We start from the raw sequence: 21,288 nt of genomic DNA on the forward strand, positions 1-21,288 counted from the left end.
CCCGAAAGATCCCTCGTCAACTCTGCATTAATTAAAACCAAACTTTACTTAACTCTTAAATTAAACACATAGAAACATAGTTGTTCTTTATCTAAAAAAGAAAACAGAAAGAAACCAGTTTCTAACACATAATTTGCTATGTGAATTGATGCAAATGAAATGCCTTTACACGGTTGCAAAAAACTATGTCCCTATGTGTTTAAAAATAATTGCCATGCGTTTTACTTATATCTTATTTTTTAATGATTCGAACTGTCTTATCAGGATGTGACGGAATCTTAACCAAATAAATTCCCGAAGGCTGATTTTCTATATTCAAATGAATTGCACCATTTATATTTCCATAATGTGCTGTTGAAATTAATTTGCCATCCAACGTATAAATTGCAACTGTGGTATTGTCCTCATTTGATGGCAAGAAAAGATCAAACTGACCCATTGTTGGATTTGGATACGCGCTGATTGTTTTAAAAGCTTCTCCTTGTGCATTTATGTCTGCTATATTTGCATTTTTAGCACTCAAAGAGCCCGATGTTGTTAATGTTTTCACTTGTATAGCAGCAGAATATTGGCTTTCTCCTCCCGCATTTTCTGATGCAATCTTGTAGAAATAATCTTTGTTGGCTTCTAAATTGATGTCGGCAAAAATGCTGTCTTTTACGTAAGCGTTTATAATATCATAAGTGCCATTAAGTGTTGTGGCTCTTTTGATTTTATACGATTCCGCTCCTGTTACAAGAGACCATTTCAAATTGATTGCTGATGATGAGACTGCTTCGCCTGTAAAATTGGTTGGAATTGCAGGAATCGCAGGTTGATCGTAAACCAATATCGCCGAATAAGCCGACTCCACATTATCTTTACCAACCACTTTAATTCTGTATTCGGCATGAGTATGAACCTGATCTATTTTTGAAATAATATTATAATCTGTTGATTCATAGAAAACAGAAAATGCATTTTCGCCTGTTAGTTTTCTTTCCAAAACATATTTGTTTACCAACTCCTGATTGCTTCCTGTCCATTTTATGGTAATATTTTTATAATCAGAAGAAAGTGTGTAACTCAACGTTTCTATTTTTGTTTTCCATAATGGAACATATTCTTTAGCCGAATTATAGGCTTTCGCCGATGCATTTTTAGCATAATATTGACCCGCAGGAGTTAAAACTGTATAATCGGTCGCTGTACTAGAAATTACTGGTGCATTCTGAAGCCAAACATAATTTTGCCAATTTGTATTTCTAGTTTTAAAAGCATCGTTAATCGTCACATACATTGCTCGCGCATCTTGCACCCAATTGTATATAGAATAACGTTCTACATAATCGGCACCTTCTAAAACAGCTAAAATTGCGGCTAAATCATTTTTGTGTTTGGTTGCATTGGCATCTGTAAGCGTATTCACATCATCAGGGAAATTGTTGGCCGTCCAGTTTGCTCCAATATTCCATTCTGTAATCCAGATTGGTCTTTTGTACTTGTCATAGATGTATTGCAGATCACTTTTCCATTGTGCCGCTGTTTTATACCAATAACAATGTAATGCTACGTAATCTACGCGGTAATTATTAGCCTCAGCCTGAGTCATGAAATTTGCCATCCAAGGATTATAAGGATCTGAAGTCGCTGGAGAGCCAACTCGTAATCCTGATTTCAAAAGAGCTGGCCAATTGCTTATGGCTGCCTCAACGGTCATATTGGCTTGATCTGGACGATCTGGTTCGTTAAAGCCTAATAAATGAGTATACCCTTCTTTAGTGTAAGCTGGTGCAAAGGAAGGCCACCATTGGGTTTGACGAATTGGGACATATTCTACATTTGGCGTAGTATCCATTCCTGTGTTCCAATTGTAATACCAAGTAATATTGGTTGAATTAATAGCTTCTGTACTGCCGCCTGCAAGTCCTTTTTTGTTAACCTGATGCCATCTCATGGTTCGGACAAATGAAATGGTTCCTTTTAAATTAATGGGTAAAACAGGCACTTCTAAATCTTCATTTTCTGCAATGTAAACTCGACTATAGCCCGAGCCGTCAGCACTTGTTGCGAAAGTTGCCATATATCCTTTTTTTAGTTTGAATGATTTAATGGCATTGTCAAAAGCTCCTAAATTATCAAATGGAGTTACGGTAACATACTGCTGTGATGATCCTGCAAAATTTTCTTCTGTAAAAACCTGCAACGGCTGGTAATCTGCAACATAAGGCGAAACTACAGTTCCTGATCCATAATTGGTAACATTTACATTTGTACCATTACCCGCCAAGATACCGTTTACCGAAACATATTGCAGCTGTGAACTGATTACATCACTCGGTTTTACATTTTCAAAATATAAACTGTTGTCTGTTGACGTTAAGTTGACTGTCGAATTAATTAAAGGATTGTTTCCATTTTTAAGATACAAAGAAGCTGTTCCGCTTAAAACTACTTTTGATTTTGCAAAAGCTCCTGTAGTCGTATTGCTTGAAATATTTATGGTTTGCAGTGACGGGCTAATTACTTTATCAGGAGCATAAGCTACATTTTCAAATGTAACCGAAGTAATCGCCATATCTACAGCACCGCTTGCATAATTTTTACCAATTACAATATTGGCTGTTTCCTGTCCTTGAACTTTTAAATCTGCTATTCCGAAAAGTGCTTTAGCTCCACTTATATTGATATAATAAGTTCCTGCACTTTGCGATTGAAATAACAAATCTCCTTTTCTTAGCTTATTAACAGCTCCTGTCGTAAAATTTTTAGTTGCCAAAACGGTTCCTCCGCCGTTTGTCGCTGTAGAAACCGAAACCGTCATTTGAGAACCTGGACTTAAATTCGAAATATATTCGTATATCCACGAAAACTGATAGCCTTTTGAAGCTTCTAATTGTACTGGAAATGAATAAACGGAGCTTTCAAGTGCAGTGCTGTCCCATCTGATGTACATTAATCTGCCGTTGTAAACTGAATTATCGGATTCAAAACTATGACCAGAAGTTACATCCATAAAGCGCGTTCCGCTGGTACTGTTGGCTGTATTAAAAATAGATGGAGAAGCAACATTGGTCCATCCATAAGCAGCGGGAGTTCCAGCATTATCATTGTAATAACCATCCCACATATTAATTAAATTGGAAGATTTCAGTTTTAAGTCGGCAATAGCAAAAAGTGCGTAATCTCCTGTGATGGTTAGGTAATAATTCCCATCAACATTCGAAACAAAAGATAAATCTCCCTTTCGTAATTTATTGGCACTTCCTGTTGTAAATGTTTTAGAAGCAATAACTCCAGATCCGTCAGCACCTGATGATATTGCCACGTTTAATTTGACACCTGCCGTCGCATTGGAAATATATTCATAAAGCCATGAAAATTCATATCTCAAACCTTGCTCCAGCTTGACAGGATAGCTATAGGTCGCACCTGAATAACTGGCATTATCCCAACGAATGTACATGATTCTGCCACTGTAAACTGAATTATCGGATTCGAATGTATGCCCAGAAGTTACATCCAAATAGCGAACACCAGAGGTTGAATTGGCAGTATTCCAAGGTAAACTTGTTGAAGTACTTGCCCAACCATAATCGTTTGGTTTTCCGGAGTTGTTTCCGGTTACTCCTGCCCATCTTCCTAATAAATTGTCAGCACCGTATGCTACTGGAGCGCCTGAAGTATCATTTAAAAAATCTAATGTTTTAGAAGTTAAATAATGTCCGTCTTGATAAATATTGGCAACACCTTCTTTTATGGCATATCGATACGTTTGTTCCTGAGCATTGTCCACAGAAGTACTTAAATTTTCAGGCGTTGATAAGATTGTAGTACTATTAAAAGTTGTTTTATCCAAAGAAGTTCTAAATCCAAGGCCGATTGTGTTTTTAACTTCAACATCAAATCCTCTTCCAACAGCCGAATTGACTTTGGCTTTTACTTCTAAAGTAAATTCGCTTTGATTGGATAAGGGAAATGATAGAATATCTGGAGCTGTAGCGTTTGTAAAAGTCTTAGAACCATTTAATGTTGTCGCTAAATTTGCCTTTACAGGTAAATTAGGAGCTTGTGCCTGTATATTGAATACAAAAACCGATAACCAGAATAATATAAATATGTATAGTTTTTTCATAATGAAATATTTGTTTAAAAATTATTTTAAAATTTTTGTTGAATGCTTTCATTGGTAACCGACAAAATTATTGGCACAAGAAATCCTCAAACCTCTAAAAACTGGGCAAGAAAATTCCTTCCGCTTTTATTAACGGGCAAAATTGTACTGAAATTTATTGTGGTATTTTATATTGCTAAACACATGATCTTTTGAATCATACTGCACAATATAGTATTCATGCGGCTTATAATGACTGTCTGTATTATCCTCTTTTATAATCGAGGATAATACTTAAACAGTCCGTAATCATAAAAATTAGTATTAAAAAAATGGATATTTAAAATACTTAAAGTATGTATCTTAAACTGCAGCAAAATAATAACCATCCCAATTAAACTACTGCAGTTCAGATACTTTTTATCATAAAGCTAATTAAAGCTGGCTTTCATCTGCGACAGCATCCTGCCATTTATCCCACACCTTAACGCTCGGATCATAACCATCATAACCAAAGTTCTGACTTAATTTACCTTTAATATTGGCTGTAATAGCACTGTTTGGTATTGGCCAATAATTGTTACGTTTGTCCATGGTGTAGAACTTAGTTCCGTTAGGAACCACAATGCCGCTTGGGTATTTGTTGTAAAGGGTATAATGTACAATACGTTGGTACCAATAACTGCCACCTGCGTTATCTGTTCCAGACTGTTTGTCCCAGTTGGTCTTGCTGTAGGTTTGTCCCCATTCATCAGCCTGTCCGCTGAGTGCGAGACAATGTGAAATACGTTTTAGTTCCACATTTCTCCATTCTTCCAGATAAAGTTCTCTTCCTCTTTCAGCACAAATATCACCGATAGTTACTGTTCCATACATTTGTGATGCGCCGGCTCTTGCTCTAACAACATTTACGTCCTGCGCTGCGCCACCAACGTTACCTTGATAAAAACGTGCTTCTGCTCTCAACAAATAAGTTTCAGCCAAACGATATAAGTACCAATGCGCTTTACTTCCTGTACTAGCTCCTTGAAAATCATTTGCATTTGGATTAGTTTCGTTTACAACATCATGCAGATAGATTTTATACAAAGGAAAATCAAACCATTCACGGAGCGTATCTTTTGATAACAAAGTAGTACCGTTTTTCAATCTAAAATTTTGTCCATAATACGCAGAACTTTTATCGCTGTATTTCAGATTTTCCATGTTTACCCAATTACCAACCGTACTATTATGTCTAAGATCTTGTTTGTCTTCCACACCATTAACCACCCACATAGGATGCTGTGAATAATAAGAAGCGCTGATCGTAGCAATACCACGTCCTAAAGCTCTTGCATAATCATAGTTAGCCTGATAATTGGCATTGTTTGAAGCAAAACGATTTGCTGCTTGTTTTCCATCAGGAGTAGTAACTGTCCCTGAATTCCAGTTTGGACCAAAAATTCTCATCGATGCAAATGGTAAAAAAGATTGTACACCACCATTTGGCATTACCAAAATAGCTTCTCTGTTAGCAGCAATAACCTTATTTTCAGGTCGATGTAAATCCCAAATCACATTTCTAGTAATGGTCCATGTTGCTGGATTTCCTCCTGCATCAAAAGTTCCAAAAGAACCCTGCATTAAAGAATAACCAGAAGAATTAATCAATAAATCGGCCTGATTTTCTGCATCTTTAAATCTTCCAGATGCCAAGTAACATTTAATCAATAACTGACGACATGCTCCTTTGTTTACTACGCCTAGATAAGGCAGTTTTGATTGTTCTGGCACCCACTCTACAGCCTTTTCCATATCTGCTGTAATCATTTCAATAATGGCTTCTTTTTTAGTTGAATAATAGCTTTGCTTTGGAACTTCCAAAATCTTTGTTATCAACGGAATATCTCCAAACTGGTATACTAGATTAAGATATCTGTAAGCTCTGTGAAAATAAGCCTGACCGATATATTTACGTTTTACTTCTTCTGTCAAACTTGTTACCTTATCAATATAAGTTAAAACGGTATTGGCATGTTTAATTCCAGTATAGGCTTCCGTCCAGTAAAATCCGAAATAGAAATCATCATTTGTTGACGTTTTATAACTCATGGTAGGCACCATAGTATTAGCAAAATCAGAAATGGTACTGGTATTATCTGTTTTTCCATATTTTGACATATCAGAGAAAACATATTCAGTACCAATAGGTACACTATTACCAGCATTATTGTAATGAATATAGTTATTACGAAGCTGTTTATCTGCACTTGCCAAAACCGCTTGTAATCCAGTTTCTGTAGTAAATGTAGCTTCTGGTTCGTAAAACGAAAGTGGATCTGGCTCCAGAAAATCTTCTGAACAAGAAACAAAAAGAGCAGCAACCGCAACTAAAGGCACTATTCTTGAAATTTTATTTTGTATATATCTTTTCATTATTGACTAATTTTTAAAGTGAAACGTTAAATCCTAAATTGAACATTCGGGTAGCAAGCCCGCCTGTCTCCGGATCACCATAATATTTCCATTGTTTAGAAGCCGACCAAGTTGCCACATTCTGAACAGAAGTATAGATTTTGAAATTTCTCACATGTAAACGGTTTATAAGATCTTTAGGAAGTGAGTACGCCAGCGAAATATTGTCTAAACGAATAAAACTGCGATCGTATAATTTTGCTGTTCCAGCTCCTGCAGGTCCTCTGGCATCAAGACGTGCCCAGTCATTAGTTGGGTTGTCAATTGTCCAATATGGGTTTACAAACGGATTGTAGTTATTGGTATATAAACTACCATCATTGTATGTGTTCATATAACGTCCATCCATAGATTTGTGCCCCATGTATGAATACATATTGATTGCCAAATTCCAATTTTTATAAAACGTAAATTCATTACGAAGCGACCAGTTAATTGGCGGTGTTGTCTGTCCTAAAAATTGTCTGTCTTTTTCGTTATAAGTTGGTTTTCCGTTAACATCATCAGCAGTATAGCTGTTTTCTACTTTTGGATCACCTGGACGCTGTCCGTATTTTGCAGCTTCAACGGCTTCGTCTTTCTGCCAGATTCCAATTACTTTATAATCCCAGATTTGAGAAATAGGTTTTCCAATAAACCATCCATTGGTTTTATCATCTGCTTCTTTTCTTCCAATAACATTTCCATTGGCATCTTTAATATCTTCCATATTGCCATACAATTTGTTAATGGTATTCTTGTTGTATGAAAAAGCGACCATAGTAGTCCATTCAAAGTTTGGTCTCTTCATATTTAAAGTAGTAAGACTAATCTCAATACCTTTATTTTCAACTTCTCCAAGATTGGTTGCAATAGATGAGAATCCTGTAAACTCAGGCAAACGCTGACTCATAATCATATCGTGCGTAACCGATTTGTAAACATCAATTGTAGTTGTAATTCTATCATTCAAGAAACCAAGATCAAGACCAATATTGGATGCTGTTGTTTTTTCCCATTGCAAATTAGGATTTGCCATACGGTCTATTCCTAGATATTTCATATCTACGATGTTTCCTGAAGCATCGATATATCCCATTGTTGCTCCTGTTCCTGAACTTAAGTTGGCTAAAGCTAAATAAGGATCAGCAAGCGATCTGTTTCCATTTTTACCCCACGATAAACGTAATTTACCTGTGCTTAAAGGCTGCCATTTAAACCAACTTTCTTTATTAAAGTTCCATCCCAATGCTACAGAAGGGAAAGTGGCATAAGGATAAGAAGCTCCAAATGCTGAATATCCATCACGACGTACTGTTCCTGTAATCATATAACGATCGTCAAACGAATAGAAAAGTCTTGCCATTAAAGCATCGCCTGTCTGATGTGTATCTGTAGCTGTAAAAGTACTATTGGCAAGTGTCGCATTGGCAATATTGTGGTATCCTAAAGCATCCGAAGGCTGAATATTACGTGCATAAACAACATCTGACCATGTTTTAAGATCTTCAGCTTCTTGAACAAAGGTGGCTATAATATGGTGTTTTTCATTAAATGTATGATCCCATGTTATGGTGTTGTTTATATTCCATGTAAATTTTTTACCATTACCTCTATCCACTCCTATGTTAACTGGATTCCAGTTTTTATTACCTGCTGACTGGAAATAACGATTGTAAAAGAATTCATATCGAGGTGCAGCATTAAACGAGTATGTAATACCTAAAGGTAAAGTTACTTTTGTATTAAATATTGTATTCAATACTGTATACCCTTTATCTAGATCCATATATTGGCGATCATAATAGTAGTTATACCCTCCAATTGTTGGTCCCATTGGCTGTCTTGCGTAATCGCCATTTGCTTCTTTAAAGTTAGCAAACGGGCTGTTTCTTAACATATTGGCATCCCAATAATTCGTTCCTGTTCCCACAGATATATCTCCATCTGAACGATCTTGAAAATTAACGTTTGCTCCAAATTCAAGCCAATCTGTAATTTTAGCATCAACCTTCATATTCGCACGAACGGCAGTATAATCATTACCCTGAATAGCTCCTTCAGATGTTAAGTATCCCATAGACATATAATAATTTACTTTATCACTTGCTCCAGAAACACTTAAATTATTGTCGCGATTGATTCCTGTTCTAAAAGTACTATTGTACCAATCGTGTGTTTTTCCTTCTGTAAAATTCTTCAAAAGCGTTGCGTCAGTAATTCCCAAACGCAATCCCCAAACTTCATTCAGACTTTTTCCTTGTATTTGTGCTGCGGGCTGATAAGCTAACCATTGTGCCTCCGTAATACCGTATTGACTTAATTGGCTTGGACTTGAATAATAACCTGGTTTACCTGCTGCTGTTCCTGTTACCCATGCCTCATAATTTCCCGTTGCAGTATTGGTACCATACGTTTTAGCAGTTTCCCAATCTTGACGGTATTTTATATATCCCTCTGGAGAATATACGTTTCTGTAAGCGCTTTCATTGACAATCGTCATATTGGAAGTGACATTAATAATAGGCTTACCTGTTTTTCCTTTTTTTGTCGAAATAACAATAACCCCAGCTGCCGCTTTAGAACCGTATACCGCTGTAGCAGATGCATCTTTCAAGATATCAATCTGGCCAACATCATCAGGGTTAATTTCTGAAAGCTCTCCGTAGAACTGCATCCCATCCAAAATAATAAGTGGTGAATTATGATTGGCTCCATCAGGATTGTAAACAGAAGTCTGCCCACGAATCTGCAAAGATCCTCCTCCTTTTGCAGAAGGGTCATATCCAACTTTTAGACCTGGAACACCTCTTAATAAATCCTGAACAGTCTGCGGGTTTTGATTGGCTAAAGCTTCAGCTTTAACCTGAACGATTGATCCGGTTAAATCTTTTTTCTTCATTTTACCATATCCCACTACTACTACTTCATCCAAAGAAGCAGCATTTTCTTCTAGTTTTATATTAATATTCGTTCTGCCGTTTACTGCTACTTCCTGAGTTACAAAACCAACAAACGAAACTACTAATACAGAATTCCCATCACCTGCGATAGTGAATTTTCCGTCAAAATCTGTTATAGTACCATTTTTTGTTCCTTTAATTAAAACTGATGCTCCTGGAAGCGGAACACCTTTACTGTCTTTTACTTGTCCACTAATACTGTTTTGTGGCTGTACTTTTTCTGCTCCTATTTTACTACTCGGTTCAGTAGAAAATGCATGTACTTGAGACAATGAAACTAATACACAAAGCAGTGTGAGTTTCTTTTTCAAATCAAATCCAGATCCATAATCAGGAGCCTTAATCTTCCTAATAAAGTTTGTCATTTTTGGTTGTCGTTTTGGTTAAAAGTTTAGTTAATAAGTCTGCAAAATATAGAAAGCAACACTGATAAGTGTGTTTTTTACAATTTTCTTTTTCAAAATTTTTTAAGTAAACATTATCATGTAATTATCAATAGTTTGCATTACAAATCTATAGCAAGAAGCGTGAGTGAAAGGGGGTAATTACAACATTAAAAAAGGGGCAAATCCGCATATTTAAGTAGAAAATGCTGGTTTTTTAAATGAATGGCAAAAAAAGCATATTCAAAATGAACTATACATAATTATTTAAAAACTAGAAATAAACAAGCAAGCATTATAATCTCTTAGTATTTATCTTAAATAACTCTAGAAAAACGAAAAGAGGCGAAGCAACATACAGCATTAATTGTAAAAAAATATAATTATAAAATTAACAGACAACTCATTCAATAAAGCACATTGAGTGAACGCAGATAAAACGGATTTACTTCGTAAAGACGCGGATTTAAACAGATTACTGTTTTTTTTTAGAAAGATTAATAAAAAATCCGTTTTAATCCGCGTCTTCGCGGTAGCGAATCTGTATAATCCACGTCTGATGGAAATGATTGTCAATAATAGCTATATAAAAAAACCTTTACAGCTGTGAACATATCTTCTTTGATATAAAAAAAGCCGCCTTTTTGAGACAGCCTTCTTCAAATAATAAAATGTAATCAATTATTTCACATAACGATAAACCTCTGATGCTGCTAACAAAAAAGCGCCAACTCCAAAATCAGCTGTGGAATTTTTATCGACAACTTGTCCCGGAATCGCTTTTTCGCCAATAGGCTGGACATATCCCAAAGTCCCATCTGGCTGCAGCGCAAAAGTGGTTAAGTAATTCCATGATTTTTGCACTATTGGCAGATATTCTTTTTTATCCAAAAAGCCGTTGTTAATTCCCCACATAAAACCATAAGTAAAAAAGGCTGTACCGCTGGTTTCTGGCCCAGGTGCATGTTCAGCATCTAGAATACTTCTTGTCCAATAGCCACCTTTTTGCTGTGTGGCAGCAAGAGCTTTGGCCATATCTTTAAAACGGCTGATATACTCCTCTCTATGTTTAGCTGATTTTGGTAAATCCTGAATAATTTTGGCATAACCCGCAAAGATCCAGCCATCTCCTCTAGCCCAAAAATCTTTTTTCCCATTAGCACTTTTGTGTTTGGGATACACATATTTAGCATCACGAAAATACAGTTTGGCTTCTTCATCATACATAATGCTGTCAGCATATTGCAAATAAGAATGGAGTTTTTCTAAATACATTTCATTTCCTGTAACGTTGTACAGCTTTGTCATTACCGGCATTACCATATACAAGCCGTCAACCCACCACCAATAATCGTTTTGCGACGTACTCATTTCATATTCCATCACTTCACGAGCACGGGCAATTTTTTTAGGATCATTTTTTCCTGTAAAGTTGTATAAATCAATATAGGTTTGAAAACAAATCTGCCAGTCTCCAAACAATACATGTTTATCTGTTTCTCCGTAGTTGTATTTCCATTCTGATTTATCAGTTGATTTCGCTCCCATCCATTGGTTTTTCTCCGCCCAAGCCATCGAATAATCTAAATATTTTTTGTTTTGGGTGACTTTGTAAGCTTCCATATTTCCGGTATGGTAAGCTGAAACATGCCAAAAAGCATTTCCTGGTTCTGGATGTGTTACCTGCCAATGGTTATTTACTTTGTCGATAATAGCGATTACCTCTTTTTTAGATTCTTTTATCCCGTTTTCCTGTTTTACATTTCCTGTTTTACAGCCAATTGCCCCAAATGAAAGAGAAGCTATTGCCATAAAAATTGATTTTCTAAACTTCATTATTATATTTTTTTAGTTAAATGTTTAATAGTAGTTCTGCTCAAATTTGTTCAAATCTGCAGAAATCTGCGTGAAATTAATCGTAGCGCTCTTTTTGTGCTTATTGAGTTTAAAAATTTTGCGATGCCGCATTTTTTTTCGCCACAAATTCCACAAATTTTCACCAATACATACAGGTAAATTGTTAGTGCAATTAATTTCACTAATTAAATTTCGTGTTAATTCGTGCAATTCGTGTTTTATTATTTTTTTTTAAATATTTTCAACTATCAAGCTGATTTCCAAAAGCTTTCATTCAGTATATATTTATTATCCTTTACGTTTTGATATTTCTTCTTAAACTCGGAAGGATTTATATTGTAAAATTGCTGAAAGTGTTTCCTGAAATATTTAATATCGCCAAAACCAGCAATCGAAGCGGCCTGACTTATCTGTAAATCTGTTGTGATTAATAAGGTCGCTACTTTTCGCAAACGCACATTTCTAGTAAATTCTGAAACCGATTTACCAGTAATCTTCTTAATTTTTTTATATACCAAAGAATAACTCATTCCTAGATGAAATGCCAAATCATGAACGTTGAAATTCTCCACATCCAAATTGGCATCAATTATATCTACAATTCGTTCGATGAGCTTTTTATCTTCATCGGATAATTTTAGATTCGCTTCTTTTTTGGTAACTGAATTAAGCAGATAATTTTGCTCACTATCACGTCGCGCTAATATCCCGCTGATTCTGGCTAGTAAATAGTCATTGTCAAAAGGTTTTGTAATATAATCATCGGCTCCAACTTCGGCTCCTTTAAGTTTCACTTCTTCCGAAGTTCCTCCAGTAAGCAATATCACAGGAATGTGTTTTAATTCGTCATCCGATTTAATATGCTTACAAAAGGTAACACCATTCATTTCACCCATTACCACATCAGAAATAATTAAATCCGGCTGTACTTTTTTGATTATTGATAAAGCTGTCTCCGCATTTTCAGCCAATGTAATATGATATTTTGAGGCTAAAATGCGTTTCAAATAATTTCTTATTTGAGCGTTATCATCTACAACCAAAATACTTTTGGCATCTTTAATTAAATCATTGACATTTTCTGGTTCTTCCAAACTTTGCAATACATTTTCCTGTATCACAGTATCTTCCAAAGCTTCCTCTAAAAACAAGGTTCTGTCGCTTAAATCTTCCCTGATTTCAATATCTCCAAAATGTTCTTTCCCTAAAGGCAGTTTAATTTCAAAAATGGATCCACCATTTTCATTATCATAACAACTAACCGCACCATGATGCTGATTCACAAATTGTTTCACCAAATAAAGTCCAATACCAAATCCCTTCCGGTTGTTTTTTATGTTATTATTGGACTGATAAAATAAATTAAATATTTTCTCTTTATCAGCATCTGGAACACCCTCTCCGTTATCGATCACTTTTATAACCACCTCGTTGTCTTTACAACGCAACGTAACGGCGACTCTTCCATTTTCTTTTTCTGTAAATTTTAATGCATTGGAAATCAAATTAAACAAAGCCATTTCGATTTTTTCCCGATCAACATATACGAATACTCTTTCTTCAGAAATACTGAAACTGTAATCTATTTTTTTGACTTTAGCATGATGTACAAAACAGCTAAAAACCTCTTTCGCAAGCTCCACAATATCAATCTGCCCAATTTTAAGTTTTCCTGTTTCTGTTTCCGTTTTTCTAAACAAGAGAAGCTGATCTACCAAACTCAACAATCTTCTTGAATTGCTGTAAACCATTTCAATAGCACCGGGATCAATCTGTTGGTCGGTTCCATAAATGATATCTTTTAAAGGATTAATAATCATGGTTAAAGGTGACCTGAATTCATGAGAAATATTGGTGAAAAAGGTTATTTTTTTCTCATTCAGTTCTTTTTCCTGTTTTGCCAAATCCTGCGAAAGTTTTACTTCGTATTTAAGTTTGGCCTGCTGACGCTGATATTTGTCAACTACATAAATACCTAGGCAAACAATCAGGAAATAGATAAAATAGGCAAAACCGCTTCTGTACCACGGAGGCAATATGGTAATTGGAAGTGAAATAGCGCTTTTACTCCAAATTCCTTCAGCATTAGTAGATTTGATTTTCAACACATAATCTCCTTCTGTGATTTTGGAATAATTGGCACTTCGAATATTATCGACATAATGCCATTGCGAATCCCATCCTTCTAAAAAATAAGCATAAGAGATTTTTTCAGGAAGACTGTATTCTAAAGCCGCAAAATCAATATTGAGCATTGATTCATCATAAGGCAATTTCAGTTTATCGATTCCAAAAGAAGTTAAATTGGATTGATCATAAACCTTATTGTTTACTTTTATTGTAGTGATAACCAGCTTTGGAAAATCATGAATCTGGGTATTGATTTTTGTGTTTATGACATTAAAACCTTTGATTCCACCAAAAAGGATTTCACCTGTTGAAAGTTTAAGCGCCGCATTATAATTAAATTGATTACTCTGAAGACCATCAGCATCATGATAACTTGTAATATGTCCCGTTTGAGTACTGTAAACAAATATACCATTATACGTACTGCACCAATAATCTCCTTTATTATCCTTTACAATATTTAATACCGAATTATTTGGAATTCCGTCTTTTTGGGTTAGGAATTTCTTTTGCAGCGTCTGCGGGTTAAAAATCAAAAGCCCTCCTCCTTCTGTTCCCACAAGCATTTTCTCAGACGAAACAGCAATAACAGATCGTACAGGATATTTGAGATCAATGACTTTGCGTTGCATTGTTTTTGGATTGAATTCGACTAAATCCGTAAAATTTCCTATCCAAAGATTGGCATTGTGATCTTCTGCAATAGAAATAATTCCTCTAATTTTTGCATCAACAAAATCAAATTTGTCCTGTGTTTCATTATAACGATACAAGCCTTCGTCATCTGGAGAAGCCGCCCACAGAACATTATTCTTAGCACGAAAGAGCACCCAGAAATTCTTTTGATTTGCTCCCACTTTTGGATTAAAAAAGGTGTACTTTTTGAAATTATGCGTCTGTGAATTAAACAAACAGACACCTCCGCCATAAGTCGCAAACCAAGTTCCTCTGCTGTCGGTTACGATTGAAGAAACAAAATTATTAGATATCGAATTGGTATTATTGGAGCTATGAGAATAATTTGTAAACGTATTAGTCTTTCTATTCCACAAACTTGCGCCCGCTCCATCTGTTCCTATCCATAAATGTTCGCTATCTTGTTCTGACAAGGAAAGAATAAAATCACTTGGAATCGTATTTTTTATCTTTTCATTTTTAGAAATGGTCGTAAAAGGACTTTTTCTTTCCTCAATTTTATTAACGCCTCCTCTTAAAGTTCCGACCCAAACTCTATTTTCATTATCCGAAAAAAGTGAAGAAATGGCGTTACTATTCAATTTTTCTTCATCAGAATTGGCATTAAACAAAGAAAAACTATCCGATGCATAACTGTATTTTACTATTCCATTCCCATTGGTCGCAATCCAAAGTTCTTTTTTGTCTGGTTTGCACATCAAATCGGAAATGGGATTTTGCAATTCCTGATTTGCATAAATGCGATGTGTTTTATTTAGGGAATTATACTTTAATAAACCACCATCAACTCCTACCCAAATATTAGAAGATTTGTCGCACAAAATACAGTTCCCTTGCTGAAAATCAGATAAAACTACAACCAGTTTTTTTGCAGTTGCATCCATAGTCACCAGTCCAACTCCCTGAACAAAACACCAAAACTTACCCGATTTATCAAAATCCATTCCCTGAACATGGTAATCCCATTGCAGTTTTCCGTTTACATAAAGCGGAATCTGAATAATACTTTTTTGTTTGGCTCCACAATAAAGCAGTCCTCGACCAGCAGTGCCAATATACATCACCGATTTATAATCCATGATCTTATTGACCACAAAATCTATAGGCTCTGTCTTAGATGTTTTTGCATTTAAATAATATTTACGGCTAAAGTGATTGTTGAGATAATTGTAAACACTGATACCTCCTTTTGTACCAATCCAGATTTCATCTTTGGTTCCGCAAATGCTTACAACCCTATTGTTATTTAATGAACTATAATCGTTTGGTTCATTTCTAAAATTTAAAAAATTATAACCATCATATCTGCTTATTCCATCATAAGTACCAAACCACATCAGGCCTCTTTTGTCTTTATAAACCGAAGTAACAGCGTTATTGGCCAGTCCGTTTTTTATCCCGATGTAGCCAATAGTATATTTTTCCTGTCCAAATTTAGAAGCAGATAATCCCTCAGCGGACTGTGGTTGAGCCGGAAAGCAAACTAAAAGAATTAAAAATAATAGAATTCTATTTTTCAAAATGTGCGGTGGTTAGGTTAGTTTAAGTTTTTGATGAATCTATAAATAGATGTCTGTTATTTTAAAAAAGCATATGTTGTAAAATTTTATTCCTAAAAAAGGTAATTATTCTTAAATATTTTAAAATCAGAAAAACCTATGATGTTTACTCATAGGTTTTTCTTTCCAAAAAGACGAACTACTAACTAATTAATCAATGATATGGTATAGGAATAGCTGTATTTTTTGCCCAACAAACGATATTGCTCATGTGGCAGACTTCCCCAGCTGTCATCGCCTCCAAGACCTCTTTGCTTGTAATCTAAATGCAGGTAAACTGCTTCTTTAGAATCTAAGTTTAAATCAGTCGGATGACGCTGTTCCTTATTTTTTGCTGGATCCAAATCTTCTGTCGAAATATTCAGTGCGCTAAAACCAATTGGTTGTGCACCATCAATTCTTAAACCTTGTCCAGCATTGTTTTTTAAAGTCAGCCAACGGACATCTGTTTTATATCCCGATTCCTGCGGACGAATAAAATTTCTTGCATATTGATTGCTCACCTTATCTGAATATTCTCCGATAAACGCGGCCGAATTTCTATCTGAATAGTTTTCCCAAGGGCCTCTTCCGTAATAACTTAAATTATCAAATGATCCGTTTAGTTTCATACGCATTCCAAAACGAGGCATTTCAGGTAAATCTTTTCCTGTCATGTCAATTGAAGATGTGATTTTAATTTCACCATTATTCTGAATCAAATAATCTACTGTATATGGAACATCAGCTTGCGCTAATTTATAAGCTACTTTTATTCCTAATCCTGCTGTATTTTTTTCGTCTAAAACAACGCTTACAACTGTAGGATTTTTTGATGCTTCTTTCCAGATTCCTAATTTATTTGGCATCCCACTTCCAAAATCATTATCTGTTGGAGCGCGCCAGAAATAAGGTGTTGGAAAATTCTTAATCACATTTTTTCCGTTTTTCGATTCGTATTTTGAGATTTCTCCTTTTTTCAAGTCAAATTCTCCTTTACTATTTTCTGTTTCAAAAGAAAGAATAGTATTTGCTTTTGAATATCTTAATTTAGAAGCGCTATTTGTTTTCGTATTAGCCGCAAAATAATTTCCTTTTGCTATTTCAAATTGTGCTCTAGCAAATTCAAATCCTTTTGCTACTAAAGGATCATCGTATTTTGAAAGGGCAAAAACACTTAAAAAATATTCTGAATTTTCATCGATATCACCTAAATAGATTGCTACTTTTTTACTTTGTTCCGGCTCTAAATCAAAACTAAATTCGCCAGATTTTACCTTTGAACCGTTTTTAATCAATTCATATTTAAAGTTGTAATTGGACAGATTGGTATAATTAAAATGATTTCTAATTATTAATTCCGTTCTGCTGTTTAAAAGAATTTCAATGTTTTGATATACTTTTTTTACTTCTTCTAAAGCTGGTTTTGGAGTTCTGTTAGAAAAGATAAGGCCATCGGCACAACCATTTTCGTCATTTTGCAAAGCAGCGCCTCCCAAATCTCCTCCGTAAGCCCAGAAAACTTGTCCTTTATCATTTTTAGTTTTGATTCCCTGATCTACCCAATCCCAGATAAAACCGCCCTGCATACGTTTGCTATTATTGATAATGTCCCAATATTCCTGAAAATTACCACTACTTTGTCCCATTGCATGTGCATATTCACACATAATATACGGACGTGTTTTATCTGAATTTGCGTAATTTTTCATGCTTTTAATGCTTGGATACATTGGCGCTACGATATCTGTATTTCTATTTTCTCCAGCCTGCTCAAACTGAACCGGACGTGTTGTATCGACTTTTTTTAACCAATCGTAAGCATCATAAAAAACAGGGCCGTTACCGCATTCATTTCCTAAAGACCAGATAATAATCGAAGGATGATTTTTGTCGATCGCAAACATTCTTTCGATACGATCTAAATGTGCCGGCGCCCATTCCGGCAAATAAGCAGGATGTTTTTTCTGGTCAAACCAATTCTGCCATTCTGCTCCCATTGCATGACTCTCGATATTGGCTTCGTCCACTACATAAAAACCATATTGATCGCACAATTCATAAATATGAGGATCATGCGGATAATGACTCATTCTGATGGCGTTAATGTTGTGTTCCCTCATTAACTGAAGATCTTTCAGTGTTAGTTTTTCATTCGGAACGTGACCGTTTACATCATCATGTTCATGGATATTAACTCCTTTTACCATAATGACTTTGCCATTTACCAATAAACGAGCGTTCTTAATTTCTACTTTTCTAAAACCTGTTTTTTTAGAAATAATTTCTAAAGTTTTTCCTTTATCATCTAATAATGTAATGGTGTATCGATATAAATTTGGCGTTTCGTTACTCCATTGTTTTACATTTTCAATTGTTTTTTCGAAGCTTATATTTTGCGCTTTATCATTTACTTTTTTGCTTTCAGAATACATCACTTTGTTCTGATCGTCAAACAATTCAACCTTTACAGATAGATTTTTTACTTTACTTTTTTCAAAATATTTTAGTGTTACATCCAGACTAAAAAGTCCGTTTTTGTATTGATTGTCTAAGTCACTTTTTACGAAATAATCCCAAATCGTTGTTTTAGGCATTGCCTGCAGATAAACGTCTCTTTCGATACCGCTTAACCTCCAAAAATCCTGATCTTCTAAGTAACTTCCATCATGCCAGCGGAATACCTGAACAGCAAGCAGATTTTCTCCTTTCTTTAAAAAGGAAGTAATATTAAATTCGGCAGGAGTTTTGGACGCTTTTGTCATTCCAACTTCTTTTCCATTCAGGAATACTCTCGCATATCCTGAAATAGAAGCAAAATGAAGAATAATTTCTTTATCTTTCCATGAATCAGCCACTTGAAAAGTGCGTCTGTAACTTCCAACCGGATTATAATCTTCAGCTATAAAAGGCGGATTTTTTGGAAACGGATATGTAATATTGGTATAAATAGGAATATCAAAACCTTGCAGTTCCCAGTTAGATGGCACTTGAATGTTTTTCCAATTGGCATCATTCAATGTCGTGGTGTAAAAATCCAGAGGTCGTTCGGATGGTTTTTTAACAATATTGAATTTCCAATTTCCATTCAGACTCTGATACAATTCTGATTTTTGAGGATTATTTCCTTTCAATTCCGTTTCATTACTGAACAACAGAAAGGAACTTCTACCTTTTTCTTTTCCTCTGTCCAGAATCTGAGGATTCTCCCATTCATTATTCTGGGCAAAATTATTTTGCAGACTCCAAAACAAAGCAAGTGCTAATACAATTTTTTTCATTTAACTACACAATGGTTTTTAATTTAATACTTCAAAATTTATTTCAAACCAGCCTGTCAATGCTTGATTCCGAAATAAAAATCAACTTCACAAATTTAGATAACGACCTATAAGATAAGAGGGACGTTACAGTAAATTAGAAGGGGTATATTAGCATAAACACTTAAAAAACGAGTAAACAATACGATATTTCACATTATTCATAATTATTGAATTAAAAAATATTGAAAGGAAAAATTGTATTATATCAAAAAATTAAAGCTTTAAAACAGGAAGTTGTTTTACCTCTAAAATTTGTACAGGTTCTGGATTTACTTTTACCAATCCTTCTCCATCGGCCTGACTTACATTTTGAGAAAAAATATGCAATTGCTTTTTGTTTTTCCAAAGTTCTTTATCCAAATTCGGTTCCCATTGTCCTACTGTAAAACGGCTTAGATCTGTTAACTGCCATTTTTTATTTTCTAAATTAACATAAGCCAATGTTATTTTATTATCTCGTTCTTCATCTCTAAAAAGCAGATACAACATCGATTTATTGACCAAAATTTCAGGACGAGAAATTGGAATTCTTTTCGTACCGCCTCCGCCTAAATTAAATGGTTTGGTATGAAAATCTGTATTGATTAAATTCCATTTTCCGTTAGAAAAATATACCACTTTGTATTGCGGAATACCATTATTGTCCCAATACGTAGTAATGTATGGATTTCCTTTTTCGTCAACAGTCATTGCGGTTTGGTTAATTAAACTGCTGTTTTGTGGTACTTCCCAGGCATGTTCAGCCGTGGCTTTTGTAATTGGTAAACTGTATTTTTCTCCTGTGGATTTTTGCCATTTTTTACCACCATCAGCTGAAAAAGCATAACAAATATCATGGTTCGTTGAAACATCCCAGCTTTCTCTCCAAACCCATGAAATATAAATTCCTTTATCTCCTATACACATTTGCCAATAAGCACTGCGTTGGTTTTCACCATCAATTAAATTATTTTGTAAGGATGTCCATTGCTGTGTTTTTACATCATAGGATTTAATAACCAAATTTCCTCTTCCAGAAGCTCCAGAACGGTAACAAAACAATAAATTTCCATTAGAAAGATTATGGAATTCAGGATAAGTTACTTTGTCTTCATCAACTCCTGTCATTGCTTTTTCTTCGCTTAATTCTAAAGCAAACGGCTTTTTACTTCTCGCATAACGCAAACGCGTATCATGATGATCCCAGCTCACATGAAGATAACCATCGCTGTCTATTGCAATGCTGATATCGTTGTGAGCATCTTTTACATTGCCGCTGTACGGCGTAATTATTTTATCCCATTTGTTTGAATTTAGTTTTCGTTTTGCCAAAACCATTCTGCCTTCCGGATCGTAGTAAGCTGTATATTGATTTCCTTTAAACGAGGTCAGTGCACTATTTCTAAAAATAACCGTATTAACAGAATTGTTACTCCAGCCTAAGCCTACTTCACTTTCTGTGGTTTTTAACTGGGCTTTTGCACTGAATGATAAAAATAGTAATGTTAGAAATAAACTTGTCGTACGAAATGATTTTTTATTTGATTGAGTATATGAATCGATTTTCATTTTTATAAAAAAGTTAATTCAACGGATTAGATTCCATTAAAGCTATAAGTATTGCTTTATTTTGCTGACACTTTATTTTTTAGTTAATAAGTGTAGCAACAACACTTCAAATATAGCAAACTTTTTCAAATTATGTAATCTTAATTAAAAAACACAAAAAAATATGTTTTATAAAAAATTACAACAATTATATTGCGATAAAATAAAAATTAATAACAAGCAACAATCTTTTTCAAATTTAATTTTACAATTTGAAATTATGGACGTTTAAACAAACCTTTTTAGGACGTTTAAACAAAGTTGCCGTTTCTTATTCCCTCT

Annotated in this window: 7 protein-coding genes; all 7 read right to left on the minus strand. The window is 34.8% G+C overall.

Annotation, left to right across the window (positions count from 1 at the left end; all coding sequences use genetic code 11):
* Window positions 1-232: 232 nt before the first annotated feature.
* Complete coding sequence (locus tag GSY47_RS04360; protein ID WP_219071121.1) at window positions 233-4,114, minus strand: glycosyl hydrolase; 3,882 nt, start codon at window positions 4,112-4,114, stop codon at window positions 233-235.
* Between the two features lie 414 nt (window positions 4,115-4,528).
* A complete protein-coding gene (locus tag GSY47_RS04365; RefSeq protein WP_179003684.1) occupies window positions 4,529-6,511 on the minus strand; it encodes a RagB/SusD family nutrient uptake outer membrane protein in 1,983 nt (660 codons plus the stop codon).
* A gap of 13 nt (window positions 6,512-6,524) precedes the next feature.
* Window positions 6,525-9,857, minus strand: a complete 3,333-nt coding sequence (locus GSY47_RS04370) for a SusC/RagA family TonB-linked outer membrane protein (RefSeq protein ID WP_179003683.1) — start codon at window positions 9,855-9,857, stop codon at window positions 6,525-6,527.
* Between the two features lie 699 nt (window positions 9,858-10,556).
* Window positions 10,557-11,711 carry a glycoside hydrolase family 88/105 protein gene (locus GSY47_RS04375; RefSeq protein ID WP_179003682.1) on the minus strand — a complete coding sequence of 385 codons (1,155 nt, stop codon included), beginning with the start codon at window positions 11,709-11,711 and terminating at the stop codon, window positions 10,557-10,559.
* Window positions 11,712-11,980: 269 nt separating this feature from the next.
* On the minus strand, window positions 11,981-16,078 hold the full coding sequence (locus tag GSY47_RS04380; protein WP_179003681.1) for a hybrid sensor histidine kinase/response regulator transcription factor: 4,098 nt from the start codon (window positions 16,076-16,078) through the stop codon (window positions 11,981-11,983).
* A gap of 185 nt (window positions 16,079-16,263) precedes the next feature.
* Entirely contained in the window at window positions 16,264-19,377 is a 3,114-nt protein-coding gene (locus GSY47_RS04385) for a glycoside hydrolase family 2 TIM barrel-domain containing protein (protein ID WP_179003680.1), read from the minus strand.
* Window positions 19,378-19,632: 255 nt separating this feature from the next.
* Window positions 19,633-20,967 (minus strand): BNR repeat-containing protein, encoded by a 1,335-nt coding sequence (locus GSY47_RS04390; protein ID WP_219071122.1) that lies wholly within the window; start codon window positions 20,965-20,967, stop codon window positions 19,633-19,635.
* Between the last annotated feature and the right edge of the window lie 321 nt (window positions 20,968-21,288).

The organism is Flavobacterium quisquiliarum, from assembly GCF_019308285.1.
Classification (GTDB): Bacteria; Bacteroidota; Bacteroidia; order Flavobacteriales; family Flavobacteriaceae; genus Flavobacterium; species Flavobacterium quisquiliarum.